Here is a 17,558-nt window from a genome sequence, read left to right on the forward strand (position 1 = left end):
CGGTTTCGATGACCGATGTCCGGGGGCTGGTCGACGGGGCGCTGCGCGCCGCGGTGGGCCGCCTCGATCCGCGCACCTACCGGGTCGCCGCCTACCACCTCGGCTGGGCCGACGCGGAGGGGCACCCGCGGGCCGCCCCGGCGGGCAAGGCGCTGCGCCCCGCGCTGGCGCTGCTGTCGGCGCGGGCGGCGGGCGCGGCGCAGGAGAGCGCCCTGCCGGGCGCGGTCGCCGTGGAGCTGACGCACGCGTTCTCGCTCCTGCACGACGACATCATGGACGGCGACCTCACCCGGCGGCACCGGCCCGCGGCGTGGGCCGTGTTCGGCGAGGCCGACGCGATCCTGGCGGGCGACGCGCTGCTGTCGCTGGCCGTCGAGGTGCTGCTGGAGGCGCCCGGGCAGGGCTCGGCACGCGCGGCGCGGGCGCTGTCGGCGGCCACCCGGCGGCTCATCGGCGGCCAGGCCCGCGACCTGGAGTTCGAGTCGCGCCGGACCGTCTCCCTCGACGAGTGCGTCGCGATGGCGTCGGACAAGACGGCGGCGCTGCTGGCCTGCTCGTGCTCGATCGGCGCCGTCCTGGACGGCGCGCCCGAGCCGCTGTGCACCGCGCTGGCCGAGTTCGGCGCCGACCTCGGCATCGCGTTCCAGCTCGTCGACGACCTGCTCGGTGTCTGGGGCGACCCGGAGATCACCGGCAAGCCGGCGCTGTCGGACCTGCGGTCCCGCAAGCTGTCGCTGCCCGTGGTCGCCGCGCTGAACGCCGGGACGGCGCAGTCGGAGCGGCTCGCCGAGCTGTACGCGGCGCCCGGCTCCGACGGTGCCGACGGCGACGCGGACGGCGAGTCCGGGGACGGCGCGGAGGACGCCCGGCTCGAGGAGATGGCGCGGCTCGTGGAGGCGGCCGGGGGCCGGGCGTGGGCCGAGGCCGAGGCCGGGCGCCGCATCGAGCGCGCCGCCGCGCGGATCACCTCGGCGGGGCTGCCCACCGCGATCCGCGCCGAGTTCCTGCACATCGCCGACTTCGTCACGGGACGGGACCACTGATGACGACGACCGAACCGATCCATCCGGCACCGGAACAGGCGGCGCCGGAACGGGCGGCGGCCGAGGCCGCGGGGGCGATGCGGACGCCCGCCGAGGCGCTCGCCGCCGCCCGCGAGCACCTGCTCGCCCTGCAGTCCCCCGAGGGCTGGTGGAAGGGCGAACTCCAGACGAACGTCACGATGGACGCCGAGGACCTGCTGCTGCGCGAGTTCCTCGGCGTCCGCACCGAGGACGACACCCGGGAGACGGCCCGCTGGATCCGCTCCCAGCAGGCGGAGGACGGCACGTGGGCGACCTTCCACGGCGGCCCGTCCGACCTGTCCACCACCGCCGAGGCGTACGTCGCGCTGCGGCTCGCCGGGGACGCCCCGGACGAGCCGCACATGGCGCGGGCGTCCGCGTTCGTCCGGGCTCGGGGCGGAGTGCCCGAGACACGGGTGTTCACCCGCTTCTGGCTGGCGATGTTCGGCGAATGGTCGTGGGACGACCTGCCGGTGCTGCCGCCGGAGATGATGTTCCTGCCCCGCTGGTTCCCGCTGAACGTGTACGACTTCGCGTGCTGGGCGCGGCAGACGATCGTCCCGCTGACGATCGTCGGCTCGCTGCGGCCCGTCCGTCCGCTGCCGTTCGACCTGCCGGAACTGCGGGCCGAGCACCCCGCCCGCCGGTCCGGACGGCGGCGCGTGCCGGGCTGGGACGAGGCGTTCCACACGCTCGACCGGGCGCTGCACGTGTACGAGCGGCGCCCCGTCCGTGCGCTCCGGCAGGCGGCGCTGCGCCGCGCCGGCGAGTGGATCGTGGCGCGGCAGGAGGCGGACGGCTGCTGGGGCGGCATCCAGCCGCCGTGGGTGTACTCGCTGATCGCGCTGCACCTCCTCGGCTACCGCAACGACCACCCGGTCATGAAGCGCGGGCTGGACGGCCTGGAGCGGTTCACGATCCGCGACGCGAAGGGGCGCCGCCTCGAGGCGTGCCAGTCCCCCGTGTGGGACACCGTCCTGGCGATGAACGCGCTCGCCGACGCGGGCGTCCCCGGCGACGACCCGGCGCAGCGGCGCGCCGCGGACTGGGTGCTCGGCGAGGAGGTCACCGGGCCCGGCGACTGGTCGGTGCGGCGCCCGAACCTGCCGCCCGGCGGGTGGGCGTTCGAGTTCGACAACGACGTCTACCCCGACACCGACGACACCGCCGAGGCGATCCTCGCGCTGGACCGCGTCGGCCACCCGGCCGCCGAACCGGCGATCGAGCGGGCCGTCCGCTGGATGGCCGGGATGGCGTCGGCGGACGGCGGGTTCGCCGCGTTCGACGCCGACAACACCCGCGAACTCTGCCGCCGCCTGCCGTTCTGCGACTTCGGCGAGGTCATCGACCCGCCGTCCGCCGACGTCACCGCCCACGTCGTCGAGGCCCTCGCCCGCCGCGGCATGGCCGACTCCCGCACCGTCAAGCGGGCCGTCGTGTGGCTGCTGCGGGCGCAGGAACGGGACGGCTCGTGGTTCGGCCGCTGGGGCGCGAACCACGTGTACGGGACGGGCGCCGTGGTGCCCGCGCTGATCGCGGCGGGCGTCCGGCCGGGCAAACCCGCGATCCGGCGGGCCGTGCGGTGGCTCGAACGGCACCAGCGGCCCGACGGCGGCTGGGGCGAGGACCTGCGCTCCTACGACGACCCCGGCTGGATCGGGCGCGGCGCGTCCACGCCGTCGCAGACCGCGTGGGCCCTGCTGGCCCTGCTCGCCGCCGGGGAGCGCGGGCCGGCCGTCGACCGGGGCGTCCGCTGGCTGATCGAGCACCAGCGGCAGGACGGCACGTGGGACGAGGACCACTTCACCGGCACCGGTTTCCCCGGCGACTTCTACATCAACTACCACCTGTACCGGCTGGTGTTCCCCGTCAGCGCCCTGGGCCGGTACGTCCGGGAGGCCTGACATGGGCATGCCACTGCGCCAGAGCCTGCGCGTCGGCGGGTACGTGCTGAAGAACAAGCTCGCCCGCCGCGCCAAGTTCCCGCTGCTCGTCGAGCTGGAGCCGCTGTTCGCCTGCAACCTGGCGTGCGCCGGCTGCGGCAAGATCCAGCACCCGGCGGACGTCCTCAAGCAGCGGATGCCGGTCGAGCAGGCCGTCGCCGCGATCCGCGAGTGCGGCGCGCCGATGGTCTCGATCGCGGGCGGCGAACCGCTCATGCACCCGAAGATCGGCGAACTCGTGCGCGAGCTGATCCGGATGAAGCGGTACGTGTTCCTGTGCACGAACGCCGCGCTCATCCCGCGCAAGATCGACCAGTTCGAGCCGTCCCCGTACTTCGCGTGGGCCGTGCACATCGACGGCCTGCGCGAACGACACGACGCGTCCGTCTGCAAGGAGGGCGTGTTCGACGAGGCCGTCGCCGCCGTCCGGATGTGCAAGAAGCGCGGTTTCCGGGTCACGACGAACACGACCGTGTTCAACACCGACACCCCGCAGACCGTCATCGACGTGCTGAACTACCTGAACGACGACCTGCGCGTCGACCAGATGATGATCTCGCCCGCCTACGCGTACGAGAAGGCGCCCGACCAGGACCACTTCCTCGGCGTCCAGGAGACGCGGTCGCTGTTCCAGAAGGCGTTCGCGAACGGCAACCGCAAGCGCTGGCGGTTCAACCACTCGCCGCTGTTCCTCGACTTCCTGGAGGGGAAGGTCGACTTCCCCTGCACGGCCTGGGCGATCCCGTCGTACTCGCTCAAGGGCTGGCAGCGTCCCTGCTACCTGATGGACGACGGGTACGCCGAGACGTACCGGGAGCTGATCGAGGAGACCGACTGGGACTCCTACGGCCGGGGCCGCGACGACCGCTGCGCGAACTGCATGGCCCACTGCGGCTACGAGCCGACGTCGGTGTTCGCGACGATGGGTTCCCTCAAGGAGTCGATCCGCGCGATGCGCGCCGTCTGACCGGCCACCACCGGAGCCCCGCGCCACCACCCCGCGCGGGGCTCCCCCGTATCTCAGGCGGTCGACCGGCGCGGGGCGCCGGTCGACCGCCTGGTTAGGGCCCCGCCGGGGCACACGGTGCGGCACACGGTGCGGCGGCCATCCGGCCCACGTCCGGCCGGCGGGCCGCCCGCGCGGGCCGCCCGCGCGGTGCGGCGCACATCCGCCGGGCGAGGGCGGCAGACCCGTGCGGTCGGACGCCCAAGGTGACGGTCGCGAGGGCGGCGGGGTCAGAGTTGGGGGGCCGGGGTTTCGGGTTTCGGGGTGGTGTGGAGTTCGGCGATGACATCGCCGATCGCGGCGGTGAGGGTGTCGGCGTCGTCGACCAGACCGGGGTCGAGCGAGACGCCGAAGCACAGCTCGCGGGAGACGCCGAGGGCGGCGACGGCGAGCGGGGCGCCGGGCGCGAGCGGGACGACCGGGTAGACGGCCGCGAGCGGGGCGCCGGCGAGGCGGAGCGGGCCACCCGGTCCGGGCAGGCTCGACACGATGCCCTGCAGGAAGCGCTCGCTGTAGGCGGCGCGGGCGAACCGGGCGTGCAGCGGCACCGGCATCAGCCGTCCGACCTGCCGCATCACGAACCACGCGGCCAGCGCGCGGGTACCCGACCGCAGCACCTTGCAGCGGCGGGCGATGTCGGCGAGCCGCTCCGGCTCGGCCATCGCCCCGATCGGCAGGTCGACCATCACGGCGCTGGTGTGGTTGCCCTCCATCGCACCGCCGGGGGCCCGCATCATCAGCGGGACGGCGACGCGGCACGTCCCGCGCTCGTTCCCGCCGGGACGGGCGACGCGGTGCAGGCCGCCCGCGACGGCGCAGAGCACGACGTCGGTCACCCGGACGCCGTGCCGGCGGGACACGTCGCGGACGAGGTCGAGCGGCAGGTGCAGGGTGCCGAAGCGGCGCTCGGGGGTGCCGGCGGCGGGCAGCCGGGCGGGCGGGGCGACGTCCACGGCGAGCTGGGCGAGGCCGATCGCGGTGCCGGCCGCGGCGGTGAGCGCGGTGCGGACCCGGCCGCGCGGCGGCCCGGCGGGCGCCGGGTCCTGCGGGGGCTCCATCAGCGACGCGGCCTGCGCGACGACGCCGACGCCGTCCGCGACGACGTGGTGCATGAGGAACACGACGGCGGTGCGGCCCGGTTCGGCGCCGCGCACGAGGAGGATCCGCCACAGCGGCCGGTCGCGGGGGAAGGGTTCGGCCTGCACGCGGGCGATGACCTCGCGGAGCCCGTCCATCCCGGCGACGTGGTGCTCGGCGACGTGCCAGTTCCAGTCGAGGGCCGGATGGTCGCGCCAGACGGGCCGCCGCCAGCGTCCGGCGCCGTCCGGGCGCTGGCGCAACCGGGGCAGCCGGTCCATCCGCCCGGCGACGAGCCGGATCACGTCGGCGCGCTCCACCGGGTCGCGGGAGGTGTCGAGCATGATGACGCCGCCGGTGTGCTGCGGCGCCCGCTCGGTCTCGACGGCGAGGAAGAACGCGTCCGGGGCGCGGACGCGTTCGGCCGACGGGCGGGCCAGCCGTTCGGCCGCGTACACCGACACGGCGACGAGCGGGACGGCCGCGACGGCGTCCACGAGGTAGTGGTTCGCGGTCGCCATGATCACGTAGCCGGTGACGACGATGTGGACGGTGTTGACCGCCTGCACCGACCGGTGGGCGTTCACCCGCGCCAGCTCGACACCGACCCACAGCGTCCACGCCATGTGCAGGGACGGCAGCGCGGCGAACCGGTCGGCGTGCTCGACCAGCGGCGACCCCCACGACCCCCAGGTGCCGCCGAGCCGGACGGTGTCGACGAAGCCGAGGTCGGGCATCAGCCGCGGCGGCATCACCGGGTACAGCGCGAAGCACGCGAGCGCGATGACGTTGAGCAGGACGAACGCGGTGCGGGCCGTCCGGTACCGGCCGGGGTGGCGCAGGAACAGCCAGACCAGCAGTGCGAGCGCGCTCACGACGTAGGTGATCGCGTACTCGTAGTTGGCCAGGACCCGCAGGACGGACTGGTCCGCGAGCCACTCGTTGAGCGCGAGCTCCACGTCGAGGTGCAGCACCCGCTCCAGCTCGTACAGCGTCTCCCCGTGTGCGCGCGCGAGCCGCGCCCTCGGCTCCTCCGGCAGCATCGCCACGAGCAGGTACAGCGCGAACAGCGCGAGCCCCAGCAGCACCTCCCCGAAGGCGTGGGCGCGGGCGGCGTCCCCCTCCCGAGTCAGGACCGCGTCGCGCGCCGTCACGGCGGGTGTCCCCAGCATCTCCCCACGAACCGCTGTTACCCAGGTTTTCCGAGGTCAGACGGCCGCGTCCGGAATCGGGGATCTTGTCGCCGGACGGTCCGGAACGGCAACCCGCCCGGCTTGACCGGGAATCTTCGGGAACATCCTGGCCTTTCCGTACGTCTTCGATATATCGTTGTCGTATCGCGAGAGGTCATAGAGTGATCTCAGAAGGTGGTGAAGAACATGCGTCACATGCACGGAGGTCCATGGAGCAGGAGCGACGTGCCGGGTTCCGGCCCGCTGTTCGGCGGCGGTCCCGGCTTCGGCCCGTGGGGCCCGCCCGGCGGATTCGGCCCCGGAGGCCCGGGCCCGCGCCCGCCGTGGGCGCACGGCCGGCGCGGCGGCCCGTGGGGGCGGGGCGCCAAGGCGCGCAAGGGGAACGTCCGCGCGGCGATCCTCGCGCTGCTCGCCGAGGAGCCCCGCAACGGCTACCAGGTCATCCAGCAGATCGCCGAGCGCAGCGAGCACGCGTGGCGGCCGAGCCCCGGCGCGGTCTACCCGGCGCTGCAGCAGCTCGCCGACGAGGGGCTGATCGCCGCCGACGAGACCGGCGGCCGCCGCGCCTACCGGCTCACCGAGGCGGGCCGCGCGTACGTCGAGGAGCACGCGGACGAGTTGCGCGAGCCGTGGGCGGCGATGGCCTGGGACTTCGGCGAGGGCGTCCCCGAACTGTTCAAGCAGGCCGCGCAGACGGGAGCCGCGGTCATGCAGATCGTCCACTCGGGCCGTCCCGAGCAGCTCGACCGGGCGCGGGACGTCCTGTCGACGGCCCGCCGCGACCTGTACCGGATCCTCGCCGACGCCCCCGCCGGCAGCGACGACGCGGACCCCGGCCCGGACGCCCGGGAGGGGTCATGACCGACGAACTCCGCATCGGCGACGCCGAGCGGGACGCGGTCGTCGTCGCGCTGCACGACCACTTCGCGGCGGGACGGCTGGACCGCGCGGAACTCGACGGCCGGATGGACGCCGCGCTCGCCGCGAAGACCCGCGGCGACCTGGCCGCGCTCGTCCGCGACCTGCCGCCGCCGCACGGCCTGCCCGAGGCCGCGAGGGCGCGGCCCGCGCCCGTCCCCGGTCCCGGGCCGGCGCCGTGGGGGCGCCCGGGCCCGATGTACGGCGGCCCGCACCACCCGCGGCACCGCCACCGGCACCACATGCACCCGCACCACCACGGCCCGCCCGGCCCGGCGTTCCCGCTGCTGCTCGCCGTCTTCCTCGTCCTGACGTTCACGGTCGGCGCGGGCACCGGGCTCCTCGCCGTCCTCGGCATCGCGATGGTGGCGTGGCTCGCCCGCGCCGCCCGACTCGCCGCGTCCGTCCGCCGGTCCTAGGCGGCCGGAAGGCGCGTGCAGGGCTCCGGCACGGCGTCGCGGAGGGCCCGCAGCCCGCGTTCCACCAGCGGGTTGCCGCGCCCTCCGCGCCGCACGCACGTCAGCAGGCGGCGCCGCGGCACCGACGGGCCCGCCAGCGGCACCCGGACGGCCCCCTCCCCCGGCCCGCCGACCAGGCGCGGGACCAGCGACACCCCGAGCCCGGCGGCGACCAGCGCCCAGATCACCGACCAGGTGGCCGTGGAGTGCTCGACGCGGGGCGTGAACCCGGCGGCGGCGCAGTGGGCGAGCAGCCGGTGGTGGTGGTCGCAGCTCTCGGGCCGGACGCTGATCCACGGCTCGGCCGCGGCGTCCTCCAGGCGGGCGATTCCCCGCGCGGCCAGCGGGTGGCCCGCCGGGACGATCAGGTCCATCGCCTCCTCCAGCAGCGGCTCCCGGTCGAAGCGGGGGTCGCCGGGCGGGGGCGCGTCGGCGGACGGCTCGATGACCGCGATGTCGGTGTCACCGGCGGCCAGCAGGGCCATCGCCTCGGCCGTGTCGCACTCGCGGATCTCGATCGGCAGGCGCGGATCCGCGCGCCGCAGCCGTCCGGCGGCCGGGGCGATCAGCCCGCTGACGGCCGTCGTGAACCCGCACATGCGCAGCGGCCCGGCGGCGCCCGTCCGGTGCGACTCGAGGTCGGCGACCGTCTCCTCCCAGCGGGCCAGGAGCGCGTCGGCGTGCCCGATCAGCACGTGCGCCGCCGGTGTGAGCCGCACCCGGCGGCCCTGCGGCTCCAGCAGCGGCACCTTCAGCTCGCGGCCGAGTTCGCGCAGGTGGTGGGAGACGGCGGACGGGGTCAGGTGCATCGCCTCGGCCGCGGACGTGACCGTCCCGTACTGGTGGACGAGCCGCAGCATGTGCAGGCGCCGGAGGTCGATCATGCAACCATGTTGCACGGTCTAGTGGAGAAATGTGAAATGGACGGCAACGTTCATGCCTGTGCAGACTGCCGTCATGACCCAGTGCAGCACGACGGAACAGCGGCCCGTGATCGTCTCCCGGCACCTCACCAGCGACGGCGTCGTCCTGTGGACGCGCTGCTCGTGCGGCCGCCTGCGGATGGACCTCGTGCCGGACGGGCCCGGCGGGTCGCGCCTGACCGCCGGGCCCTGCCCGCACGTCCCCGCCGGCTAGATCGTTGATGGGGGTTGTTGAGTGCCTCGGTCAGTGGTCATAGGCGATCAGTGACCGCTTGACCGGGGCGCCGATCAGCCAGTTGTGCCAGATCACGGCGTTGAGGGCGCAGATGCGCTGGCACAGGCGCGTCCAGAGTCCCTCGGTGGTGCGTGCGGCGTGGCGTTCCAGTCCGAGCTGGTTCTTCAGGGTCCAGATGACGGCCTCGATGCGCTGGCGCAGCCAGGCCGGGAACACCTTGACAGGCGGCTCGGGCTCGTCCTGGCGCACCGGCCGGATCAGGAGGTGGCCCAGGCCGGCGGCGGTCTTCTCCACCCCGGCTCCGGCGAATCCCTTGTCGCACACGATCGGGCACGGACCCGGCGCGGGCGGCCGGGCGTGCAGCAGGTGGATCGCCTGCTTGCGCTCGTCCAGTTCCTTGGGGTGGGCCACGCTGAAAGAGCACACTGCGCCTTCGGGGTGGTGATCAGCATGAGCTTGGCTCCCCAGTAGAAGGCGTGGTGGGACTTGTCCATGCCGTAGCCGGCGATCTCGCCCAGCGCGGAGCGGTGCACGGTGGTGCGGGAGGCGCCGCAGCGCAGCGGGGTGCCGTCCATCAGCCGCAGCCGGTCGTGCCAGGACGGGATCCGGCGGACCAGCCACGCCGCTGCGGCCGCCAGGGCGGGGGCGGCGTCGCGCAGGTGCCGGTTGTACTCGGACTGGCCGGGCAGCCGGGGGAACAGGTGCCCGATCCGTGCGGGCGCGGTCCGCAGCCACCGGCGCTCGGAATCGCACCCGAGCAGGACTTGGGCGATGGCGACGCAGACCAGCTCGGCGTCGTTGAGGGTCCGGGCGGGGCCGCGTCTGCGGGGCCGGTCGGCCGATCGCAGGACGTGGTCGTCCAGATGGACGTAGAGTGCGGTCAGAAGGGCGTCCAGGTTTGTCTTCACACACTGATCATGGGCGCCCTTCGCCATGCCCGCCGCCGGTTCGGCAAACCCCCATCAACGATCTAGCGGAGGGCGGCGGCTTCGGCGGCCAGCTTGCGGATCCGCTCCCAGTCGCCGGAGCGGACGGCGTCCGCCGGGGTCAGCCACGTGCCACCGACGCAGCCGACGTTCGGCAGCGCGAGGTAGTCGGCGGCGTTGCCCGGCTTCACCCCGCCGGTCGGGCAGAACCGGACCTGCGGGAGCGGGCCGTTCAGCGCCTTCAGGTACGGGATGCCGCCGGCGGGCTCGGCCGGGAAGAACTTCATCGCGGTGACGCCCGCCTCGAGGAGCGCGACGGCCTCCGACGCGGTCGCGGCGCCCGGCAGGAACGGCAGGCCGGTCGCCGCCATCGCGGTCCGGAGCCGTTCGGTGCAGCCGGGGCTGACGAGGAAGCGGGCCCCGGCGGCGGCCGAACGCTCGGCGTCGTCCGGGCGGACGACCGTCCCCGCGCCGACGACCGCGTCCGGCACCTCGGCGGCGATCCGGGTGATCGCCTCGATCGCGACCGGCGTCCGCAGCGTCACCTCGATCGCCGGGAGCCCGCCCGCGACGAGCGCGCGCGCCAGCGGCACGGCGGCGTCGGCGTCGTCCAGGACGACGACGGGGATGACGGGCGCGAGGTCGAACAGGTCTTCGGCGTTCAAGCGGACTCCAAGGGTCGTGCGGGTTCGGGCGCGGTCTGCGCGAGCCGCATGGCCGCGCCGACCAGGGCGGGGCCGGGATGGACGATCAGCGCGGTCGGGATCGCGCGCAGGTACCCCTCGACGGGAGGTTTCCCCTCGAACCGGGCGCGGAACGCGCTGTCCTTCAGGACGCCGGCGATGCGCGGGAGGATCCCGCCGCCGAGGTAGACGCCGCCGGTCGCGCCGATCGTCAGCGCGACGTTGCCGGCGAGCGAGCCGAGCAGCTCGCAGAACATCGCGAGCGTGCGGGCACAGCGGGGGTCCCGCGATCCCGGCCGCTGCGCACGCTCGACGATCGCCGCGGGCGTGACCGGCTCGGGCGGGACGCCGTCGATGATCGCGAGGTACCGGTGGATGCGGGCGAGGCCGTCGCCGGACAGCAGGTATTCGGCGGTCGCGGCGCCGCGCTCGGCGCGCAGCAGCCGGACGACCTCGCCCTCGAGGTCGGTCCCGGCGGGCGCGTCGACCTGGCCGCCCTCCCCCGGCAGCGGCACCCAGCCGCCGCCGGGCACCGGGACGAGCCCGCCGACGCCGAGACCGGTGCCGGGGCCGACGACCGCGACCGGCCCGTCCGCCGCCGGGTACCGGTCGCCGACCGGGACGAGGTCGTCGGCGGCGAGGCGCGGCAGCGACATCGCGAGCCCCGCGAAGTCGTTGACGATCTCCAGGTGCGGCACGCCGAGGCGGTCGCGCACGTCCCCGGGGGTGCCGACGGGCCAGCCCGCGTTCGTCAGGTGGAACGTCCCGCCGGTGACGGGGCCCGCGACCGCCAGGCACGCGGCGGACGGGCGGACGCCCGGGGCGTACCGGGACAGGTAGGCCAGCGCGGCGTCGGCGAGGTCGGCGTGCTCGCGGGTGGGCAGCGCGCGGACGTCGCGGGGCGCGCCGTCCGGGCCGTCCACGAGCGCGAACCGCGCGTTCGTCCCGCCGATGTCGCCGACCAGCCACGGGGCGGTCATCCGAACACCCCGGCGCCGCGCTCGGCCGGGCCGACCGCCGCGCGGAAGGCCGCGAACAGCTCGCGTCCGGTGCCCGACCACCGGTCCGGGTCGGGCACGCCCCCCTCCGGCTCCCGCGCGGCGAACTCCTCGTCGGGCACCAGCACCTCGAGGAGGCCCTTGTCCGCGTCGAGCCGCACCACGTCGCCGTCCCGGACGCGCGCGAGCGGGCCGCCCGCGGCCGCCTCCGGCGTCGCGTGGATCGCCGCGGGCACCGCGCCCGACGCGCCCGACAGCCGCCCGTCGGTCACCAGCGCGACCCGGTGGCCGCGGTCCTGCAGGACGCCGAGCGGCGTGATCAGCCGGTGCAGCTCGGGCATGCCGTCGGCGCGCGGGCCCTGCAGCCGGACGACGGCGACGACGTCCCGGTCGAGTTCCCCGGCGGCGAACGCGTCCTGCAGCTCCTCCTGCGAGCCGAACACGCGGGCCGGGGCCTCGACCGTCCGGTGCTCGGGCTTGACCGCCGACACCTTCACGACGGCGCGGCCCAGGTTGCCGCGGACCGTCCGGAGCCCGCCGTGGGTGTCGAACGGTTCCGCGGCGGGACGCAGCACGTCCGCGTCGCCGGTGGTCGCGGGACCGTCCGCCCACACCACCCGGCCGCCGTCGAGGCGCGGGACTGTGCGGTACTCGGCGAGGCTCGCGCCGCCGACCGTGCGGGCGTCCTCGTGCAGCAGCCCGGCGTCGATCAGCTCGCCGATGAGGAACGCGGTGCCGCCCGCCGCGTGGAAGTGGTTGATGTCGGCGGTGCCGGACGGGTAGAGCTGCGTGAGCAGCGGGGTCACCTGCGACAGCTCGTCGAAGTCGTCCCAGGTCAGTTCGATGCCCGCGGCGGCGGCCATGGCGGGCAGGTGCAGCGTGTGGTTGGTGGAGCCGCCGGTGGCGAGCAGCGCGACGATCGCGTTGGCGAACGCCCGCTCGTCCAGCATCTCGCCGACCGGGGTGTACTCGTCGGCGAGGTCGGTGATCCGCAGGACGCGGCGTCCGGCGGCGGCCGTCAGGCCCTCGCGCAGGTCGGTGCCCGGCGGGACGAAGCTCGCGCCCGGCAGGTGCAGGCCCATGACCTCCATGAGCAGCTGGTTGGAGTTCGCGGTCCCGTAGAAGGTGCAGGTGCCGGGCGAGTGGTAGGACGCGGCCTCGGCGGCGAGCAGCTCGTCACGGCCGATCTCCCCGGCCGCGTAGCGCTTGCGGACCTTGGCCTTCTCCGCGTTCGGCAGCCCGGAGGCCATCGGTCCGGCCGGGATCAGGATCGCCGGCAGGTGCCCGAACGACAGCGCGCCGATCACCAGCCCGGGGACGATCTTGTCGCAGACCCCGAGCAGCAGCATGCCGTCGAACATGTCGTGCGAGAGGGCCACCGCCGTCGCCATCGCGACGACGTCCCGGCTGAACAGCGACAGCTCCATGCCCGCGCGGCCCTGGGTGATCCCGTCGCACATCGCCGGGACGCCGCCCGCGAACTGCGCGGTGCCGCCGCCCTTGCGGATCGCGGCCTTGAGGACGTCCGGGTAGTCCTTCAGCGGCTGGTGCGCCGAGAGCATGTCGTTGTAGGACGACACGATCGCGATGTTCGGCGTGACGTCGCCGCGCAGCCACAGCTTGTCCTGGACGCCGCACGCCGCGAAGCCGTGCGCCAGGTTCGCGCACCCCATGCCGCCGCGCACCGGCCCGGCCGTCCGGGCGGCGCGGATCCGGCCCAGGTACTCCTCGCGGCGGCCGGCGCTCCGCTCCGCGATGCGCCGCGTCACCTCTGCCAGCACGGGATGCACAGCCATTCGATGCTCCAGACCAGGGGGAATCTCCACTCGGCAAACTACCGAGACATATGCTGACTGCACAACCCACTTAGAAAGTCTGACTTACAAAAGTCTCCGAGGTTTCATCAACTGGACGTACCGAAGACCCGCGTGCTTGACTGGCCGGATGCCCGTCACCCCGGCCACGACCGGCGACGTCCTCCGGCTGATCCGCGAGCACGGCGTCGACACCCGCGCGGACCTCGCGCGCCTCACCGGACTGTCGCGTCCCACCGTGGCGTCCCGCGTCGCCGACCTCATCGGGCGCGGGCTCGTGGTCGAACGCGCCGACGGGCCGTCCACCGGCGGCCGTCCCCCCGCCCGGCTGCGCTTCCACGCGTCCGGCGGCGCCGTGCTGGTCGCCAACCTCGGCCAGTCGCGCGGGCAACTCGCCGTGTGCGACCTCGCCGGGACGATCGTCGCGCGGGCCGACGGGCCTCCGGCCGACGTCTCCCCCGACACCACCCTGCCGAACCTGCTCGACCTGTGGTGCGGGCTGCTCAAGGACTCGGGCGTCCCGGTCGGGTCCGTCCGCGGCGTCGGCCTCGGCGTCCCCGACGCCGTCGAGCACGTCGCGGGCCGCTGGGACGCCGTCGAGATCGGCCCGCGCGTCCGCGAGCGGTTCGGCGTGCCCGCCTACCTCGACAACGAGGTCAACGCGGCCGCACTCGGCGAGCACGGCGCCCACCCCGGCGTGGACGACCTGCTGTTCGTGAAGATCTCCACCGGCATCGGCGCCGCGATCATCGCGGGCGGCGCCATCCAGCGCGGCGCGCTCGGCGCGGCCGGGGAGATCGGGCACGTGCCCGTCCCGTCCGACGTCGAGCGCCCGTGCCGCTGCGGCAACGTCAACTGCGTCGAGGCGATCGCGGGCGGCGCCGCGCTGCTGGCCCGCTCGACCGCCGCCGACCTGCCCGCCCTCGCCGCGCTCGCGCGCTCCGGCGACCCCGCGACGGTCGCGCTGCTGCGCGACGCGGGCCGCCGCATCGGCGAGGTCGTCGCCACGGCCGTCAACCTGCTGAACCCCGCCGTCGTCGTCCTCGGCGGCGACCTCGTCGGCGCGGACGAGCCGCTGATCGCGGGCCTGCGCGAGATCGTCTACCAGCGGGCCACGGCCCTGGCGACCCGCAGCCTCCGGATCGAGCCGGCCCGCCTCGGCGAGGCCGCCGGGCTCACCGGCTGCGCCGCGATGGTGCTCGGCAAGATCCTCTCCCCCACCGCCATCGACACCGCTCCGCGATAGAACGCTGATCCCGCGTTCCCTGGGACTCCGCCGTGGTCCGGCTCGTCGGCCGCATCCGCCTCCCGCTATCTTGATCAAGGAAATTTCGAAGAACGTTCACGGGGATGGTGCATGAACTCGTCTTTCCCGGCGGCGCCGGAGGAGGGCTCCGAGGACACAGGTGACGGCACCGCCGCCCCTGGAGGCACGCCACCGGCGTCGCCGCCTTCCCGGGTTCGCCGCGCGATCGGCTCGAAAGCCGGAGTCGCCTGCGCGGTCCTCATCGCCGGTCTTCTGATCGTCCTGGGCGTCGTGGTGGTACGCGGGTCCGACGAGCCGACGGCCGAGGCGTCCGTACCGGACGTCCTCGCGGGAACGTGGGCCGGAATGGTCTCGGACAACTTCGGCACCAACACGTCACGGCACGTCGAAGTGACCCTCGAAGAGGGGCGGCGTGTCGGTGAGGTGCGCCACCAGCACGGCCTCTGCACGGGCACGGCGGTTCCGGTCGCCTACGACGGCAAGACACTCACCGTCAAGACCGTCTTCCCAGAGGAACAGCGCAACTGCGAAGCCGACACCCTGACCCTCACCCCCCGCGAGGGCGATGAAGTCAGAATCGTCTATTACGTGACGGACGGCGTGGAGAAGGCGACGGGTGTCCTCAACCGCCCATAGCCGCAGCCCGCGCCGGACGTTGTGTGAACTCGCGATCGGCAGTGACGGACGGGGCACCGCACGTCCGTCACGGTGCTCCGGCGTCCGGAGGGGCGGCGTCCCAACGGAAGCCGGGGGCGGCGTCCGGCGGCGGGCGGGGGTCCTGGGTGACGAACCATTCGGGTCGGCCGGCGTGGTCGCGCCGGACTCCGAGGGCCGTGGTGCGGTTGCGGCCTTCCGGGTCGATCGAGTCCAACTCTTCCTGGATGTGGGTCTCGATCAGATCCAGCGGGGCCAGGCCCGCCTCGGCGGCGTCGTGCCGCAGCGCGGCGATGTACTCCGCCAGGACGTCCTCGGGGAGGACGAGTCGTGGCCGCCGGTGGAGCGGCCGCCCGGCGTGGGCGGTCACCTCGTGGACGCCCGGCGCCGTCCCGGCGACCGTGTATCCGAGGCGGCGGAGCCGGGCGACGAGACCGGCGGCCACGTTCATCAGCAGTGCGTCCCGGCCGGGTAGCTGGTGATGATGTTGTTGCTGCTGGAGACGATCATCTTGAAGATCTGCTTGCGCACGACCTGATTGGTCCGGATGTTCCTGAGATACAGGACCCGCGAGTAGCACGACTTCCCGCCACCGTGGCTGTACCGGTCGGGGTCGGAGGTGTTGTGGCTCATCGCGAGGTCGGCGATGTCGCGCCAATTCTGGTACGTCCCGGCCGCCATGCGTTCGAAGTCGCCCCTGTGCCGCCAGAGGATGTGCCGGTACCCCCAGGTCGGGGAGGAACTGTACTTCGGGCCGCCGCAGCGCAGGGCGAAGTCGACGACGCGGTTCTTGGTGAACAACCGCACCAGCTTCTGCGGGTCGGTGTTGCGGCCGCAGGCACCCCACGGCGGCGCCACCTGCGCCTGAGCCCGGCTCACCGCCGAGGCCGGGCCCGCCGCCCACGCCAGCCGATCGCCCGAAGGAGGGGCCGCCTGCGCCGGACCCACGCCGGCCGTCCCGATAACCACGGCAACGAAGGTCGCGCAGAAGATTTTCGCTCGCATACGCGACACCGTATATTGCGCAGCCCCGCCGTGAGCCTCCCCTTTCTGCCACGCTTATGTGACCCGAGGGACGAACGGCCGTTGAGCGACAATTGGGGAAAACGATAAGGTTTCCGACAGTGCCACTGAACAGGGACGATCGACTCCGATCCGGCCGAGCGCAGTAATCAGAAAAACTGCGGCCTTTCAGGCTGTGCCGGAAATAGCGGAGGCCCTTCGATTTCACCGGATCCGACGCCGCCGCGACGACCGGGTCGCGCGGGCTCACCTCGATACGGGCGGTCGGTGTCAGGCGGTGGCGTCGAGGACGTCGCGGAGTGTGCGGGCGAACGCCTCCGGCTGCCCGGTCTGGCCGAACTCGCCGCCCATGAACCCGCCGTGGTGACTCGGGAACACCGTCGCCCGCCGCCCGAGCAGCTCGGCCGTCGCCTCCGAGGTGCGTCCGGTGATGACGCCCCGGGACTCCTCGCCCACCGCGATGACGATCCGCGTCGGCGCCGCCGTCAGCGCCTCGACGTCGGGCCGGTAGCCGCTGACCGCCCAGGAGCGGTCCGACAGCAGCGGGTCGTCGCGGGAGCCGTCGTCCTCGGCCGGCATCCCGAAAGCGGCGGGGTCCGGCGCGGGCCGCGCGAAGTACTCGTCGGTGAACTCGCCCTGCCACGTCGTCATCGCGACGAACGCCGCCATGCCGGCACCCCACCCCTTGGCCTGGTAGGCGTCCCGGACGCCGGCCTGGGCGCGCTCGGCGGCCCGGGCGTCGGGCAGCACCGGCAGCAGCGGCGGCTCATGCGCCACCAGGGTGGTCACGTCGCCCGGGTGGGCCGCCACCAGCGCGAGCCCGGTCACCGCACCGCCGCTGCTGCCGAACAGCTCGACCGGGCCCGCGCCGAGCGCCTCGATGAGCGCGTGCACGTCGGCGGCCTGCGTCTCGGGCGTGTTGTCGACGCGTCCGTCCTTGCGGGTACTGCGGCCGAGGCCGCGCGGGTCGTAGGTGACCACGGTCCGTTCCGGGAAGTGCGACACCAGCGTGGCGAACCCGGCGGCGTCCATGGGCTGGCCGATCAGCACCAGCGGCGGCCGCCCGTCGGCGGTCGGCAGCGGCCCGTGGACGTCGTAGACGAGATCGACCTCGGGAGTTTGGAGTGTGTGCTCAGTCATGCCCGTATGGACTCCGTCGGCGCCGGGAACTCACCGCTCCGCCAACGATTCCGGCAGCCACAGATCCGGGCCGAGACGGCGCAGACGTTCCCGGCAGGACGGAGGGTCGGGCATGCTCCGCTCGGCCATCGCCCAGAAAGCGGTCCCCCGCCCAGCTCCCGCCGCGCGGCGGGCTTGCTGTACAGCCGCCGCCGACGACTCTTGACGATCTTGACGTGCCCGGTCTCGCCGGTACT

General features: G+C 74.2%; 17 protein-coding genes. 8 read left to right on the forward strand and 9 right to left on the reverse strand.

Annotated elements, in window-relative coordinates:
• Positions 1 to 8: 8 nt before the first annotated feature.
• The 3 genes from F7P10_RS06040 to hpnH are packed head-to-tail and all read left to right on the forward strand — an operon-like array spanning position 9 to position 3,974.
• Positions 9 to 1,043 (forward strand): polyprenyl synthetase family protein, encoded by a 1,035-nt coding sequence (locus F7P10_RS06040; RefSeq protein WP_176611321.1) that lies wholly within the window; start codon positions 9 to 11, stop codon positions 1,041 to 1,043.
• Entirely contained in the window at positions 1,043 to 2,968 is a 1,926-nt protein-coding gene (shc, locus tag F7P10_RS06045) for a squalene--hopene cyclase (RefSeq protein ID WP_151008448.1), read from the forward strand. The genes F7P10_RS06040 and shc overlap by 1 nt, the downstream gene beginning before the upstream one ends.
• A gap of 1 nt (position 2,969) precedes the next feature.
• The gene (gene hpnH, locus F7P10_RS06050; RefSeq protein WP_151008449.1) at positions 2,970 to 3,974 is read left to right on the forward strand and encodes an adenosyl-hopene transferase HpnH; all 1,005 of its coding nucleotides are present in this window, start codon (positions 2,970 to 2,972) and stop codon (positions 3,972 to 3,974) included.
• Positions 3,975 to 4,243: 269 nt separating this feature from the next.
• On the opposite strand, the gene F7P10_RS06055 is transcribed toward hpnH, so the two are convergent.
• Positions 4,244 to 6,262, reverse strand: coding sequence for a phosphatase PAP2 family protein (locus F7P10_RS06055; protein WP_151008450.1), 2,019 nt, complete (start codon positions 6,260 to 6,262; stop codon positions 4,244 to 4,246).
• A gap of 246 nt (positions 6,263 to 6,508) precedes the next feature.
• On the opposite strand from F7P10_RS06055, the gene F7P10_RS06060 reads away from it, so the two are divergent.
• Complete coding sequence (locus tag F7P10_RS06060) at positions 6,509 to 7,144, forward strand: PadR family transcriptional regulator (protein ID WP_254716433.1); 636 nt, start codon at positions 6,509 to 6,511, stop codon at positions 7,142 to 7,144.
• Positions 7,141 to 7,620: a DUF1707 domain-containing protein gene (locus F7P10_RS06065; protein WP_151008452.1), complete on the forward strand. Its 480-nt coding sequence runs from the start codon at positions 7,141 to 7,143 to the stop codon at positions 7,618 to 7,620. The genes F7P10_RS06060 and F7P10_RS06065 overlap by 4 nt, the downstream gene beginning before the upstream one ends.
• Here F7P10_RS06065 and F7P10_RS06070 read toward each other — a convergent pair.
• Entirely contained in the window at positions 7,617 to 8,543 is a 927-nt protein-coding gene (locus F7P10_RS06070) for a LysR family transcriptional regulator (protein ID WP_254716434.1), read from the reverse strand. The genes F7P10_RS06065 and F7P10_RS06070 overlap by 4 nt on opposite strands.
• 73 nt (positions 8,544 to 8,616) lie before the next feature.
• On the opposite strand from F7P10_RS06070, the gene F7P10_RS06075 reads away from it, so the two are divergent.
• Complete coding sequence (locus F7P10_RS06075) at positions 8,617 to 8,796, forward strand: hypothetical protein (RefSeq protein WP_151008453.1); 180 nt, start codon at positions 8,617 to 8,619, stop codon at positions 8,794 to 8,796.
• 30 nt (positions 8,797 to 8,826) lie between these two features.
• Here the strand turns inward: F7P10_RS06075 and F7P10_RS06080 are convergent, their stop codons facing one another.
• Genes F7P10_RS06080 through edd form a run of 4 tightly spaced genes read right to left on the reverse strand, consistent with a single transcriptional unit; the run spans position 8,827 to position 13,220 of the window.
• Complete coding sequence (locus tag F7P10_RS06080) at positions 8,827 to 9,729, reverse strand: transposase (RefSeq protein WP_368077456.1); 903 nt, start codon at positions 9,727 to 9,729, stop codon at positions 8,827 to 8,829.
• Between the two features lie 58 nt (positions 9,730 to 9,787).
• On the reverse strand, positions 9,788 to 10,408 hold the full coding sequence (eda, locus tag F7P10_RS06085) for a bifunctional 4-hydroxy-2-oxoglutarate aldolase/2-dehydro-3-deoxy-phosphogluconate aldolase (RefSeq protein WP_151008454.1): 621 nt from the start codon (positions 10,406 to 10,408) through the stop codon (positions 9,788 to 9,790).
• Positions 10,405 to 11,406, reverse strand: a complete 1,002-nt coding sequence (gene glk, locus F7P10_RS06090) for a glucokinase (RefSeq protein WP_151008455.1) — start codon at positions 11,404 to 11,406, stop codon at positions 10,405 to 10,407. Before glk ends, eda begins: the two co-directional genes overlap by 4 nt.
• Complete coding sequence (edd, locus tag F7P10_RS06095; RefSeq protein WP_151008456.1) at positions 11,403 to 13,220, reverse strand: phosphogluconate dehydratase; 1,818 nt, start codon at positions 13,218 to 13,220, stop codon at positions 11,403 to 11,405. Before edd ends, glk begins: the two co-directional genes overlap by 4 nt.
• Before the next feature lie 148 nt (positions 13,221 to 13,368).
• On the opposite strand from edd, the gene F7P10_RS06100 reads away from it, so the two are divergent.
• A complete protein-coding gene (locus F7P10_RS06100) occupies positions 13,369 to 14,484 on the forward strand; it encodes an ROK family transcriptional regulator (RefSeq protein WP_151008457.1) in 1,116 nt (371 codons plus the stop codon).
• Positions 14,485 to 14,595: 111 nt separating this feature from the next.
• Positions 14,596 to 15,141 carry a hypothetical protein gene (locus F7P10_RS06105; protein ID WP_151008458.1) on the forward strand — a complete coding sequence of 182 codons (546 nt, stop codon included), beginning with the start codon at positions 14,596 to 14,598 and terminating at the stop codon, positions 15,139 to 15,141.
• 67 nt (positions 15,142 to 15,208) lie between these two features.
• On the opposite strand, the gene F7P10_RS06110 is transcribed toward F7P10_RS06105, so the two are convergent.
• The 3 genes from F7P10_RS06110 to F7P10_RS06120 all read right to left on the reverse strand — a co-directional run bounded on the left by F7P10_RS06110 (position 15,209) and on the right by F7P10_RS06120 (position 17,322).
• Complete coding sequence (locus tag F7P10_RS06110) at positions 15,209 to 15,610, reverse strand: hypothetical protein (protein WP_151008459.1); 402 nt, start codon at positions 15,608 to 15,610, stop codon at positions 15,209 to 15,211.
• Complete coding sequence (locus tag F7P10_RS06115; protein WP_151008460.1) at positions 15,610 to 16,164, reverse strand: hypothetical protein; 555 nt, start codon at positions 16,162 to 16,164, stop codon at positions 15,610 to 15,612. Before F7P10_RS06115 ends, F7P10_RS06110 begins: the two co-directional genes overlap by 1 nt.
• Before the next feature lie 288 nt (positions 16,165 to 16,452).
• Positions 16,453 to 17,322, reverse strand: coding sequence for an alpha/beta fold hydrolase (locus tag F7P10_RS06120; RefSeq protein ID WP_151008461.1), 870 nt, complete (start codon positions 17,320 to 17,322; stop codon positions 16,453 to 16,455).
• Between the last annotated feature and the right edge of the window lie 236 nt (positions 17,323 to 17,558).

This window comes from Actinomadura sp. WMMB 499 (assembly GCF_008824145.1).
Lineage (GTDB): Bacteria > Actinomycetota > Actinomycetes > Streptosporangiales > Streptosporangiaceae > Spirillospora.

Bases quoted from the DNA above. Each gene is read 5' to 3' on its own strand.
- F7P10_RS06040 (WP_176611321.1), top strand. From the start codon at position 9: ATGACCGATGTCCGGGGGCTGGTCGACGGGGCGCTGCGCGCCGCGGTG.
- shc (WP_151008448.1), top strand. From the start codon at position 1,043: ATGACGACGACCGAACCGATCCATCCGGCACCGGAACAGGCGGCGCCG.
- hpnH (WP_151008449.1), top strand. From the start codon at position 2,970: ATGGGCATGCCACTGCGCCAGAGCCTGCGCGTCGGCGGGTACGTGCTG.
- F7P10_RS06055 (WP_151008450.1), bottom strand. From the start codon at position 6,262: ATGCTGGGGACACCCGCCGTGACGGCGCGCGACGCGGTCCTGACTCGG.
- F7P10_RS06065 (WP_151008452.1), top strand. From the start codon at position 7,141: ATGACCGACGAACTCCGCATCGGCGACGCCGAGCGGGACGCGGTCGTC.
- F7P10_RS06070 (WP_254716434.1), bottom strand. From the start codon at position 8,543: ATGATCGACCTCCGGCGCCTGCACATGCTGCGGCTCGTCCACCAGTAC.
- F7P10_RS06075 (WP_151008453.1), top strand. From the start codon at position 8,617: ATGACCCAGTGCAGCACGACGGAACAGCGGCCCGTGATCGTCTCCCGG.
- glk (WP_151008455.1), bottom strand. From the start codon at position 11,406: ATGACCGCCCCGTGGCTGGTCGGCGACATCGGCGGGACGAACGCGCGG.
- edd (WP_151008456.1), bottom strand. From the start codon at position 13,220: ATGGCTGTGCATCCCGTGCTGGCAGAGGTGACGCGGCGCATCGCGGAG.
- F7P10_RS06100 (WP_151008457.1), top strand. From the start codon at position 13,369: ATGCCCGTCACCCCGGCCACGACCGGCGACGTCCTCCGGCTGATCCGC.
- F7P10_RS06105 (WP_151008458.1), top strand. From the start codon at position 14,596: ATGAACTCGTCTTTCCCGGCGGCGCCGGAGGAGGGCTCCGAGGACACA.
- F7P10_RS06110 (WP_151008459.1), bottom strand. From the start codon at position 15,610: ATGAACGTGGCCGCCGGTCTCGTCGCCCGGCTCCGCCGCCTCGGATAC.
- F7P10_RS06115 (WP_151008460.1), bottom strand. From the start codon at position 16,164: ATGCGAGCGAAAATCTTCTGCGCGACCTTCGTTGCCGTGGTTATCGGG.
- F7P10_RS06120 (WP_151008461.1), bottom strand. From the start codon at position 17,322: ATGACTGAGCACACACTCCAAACTCCCGAGGTCGATCTCGTCTACGAC.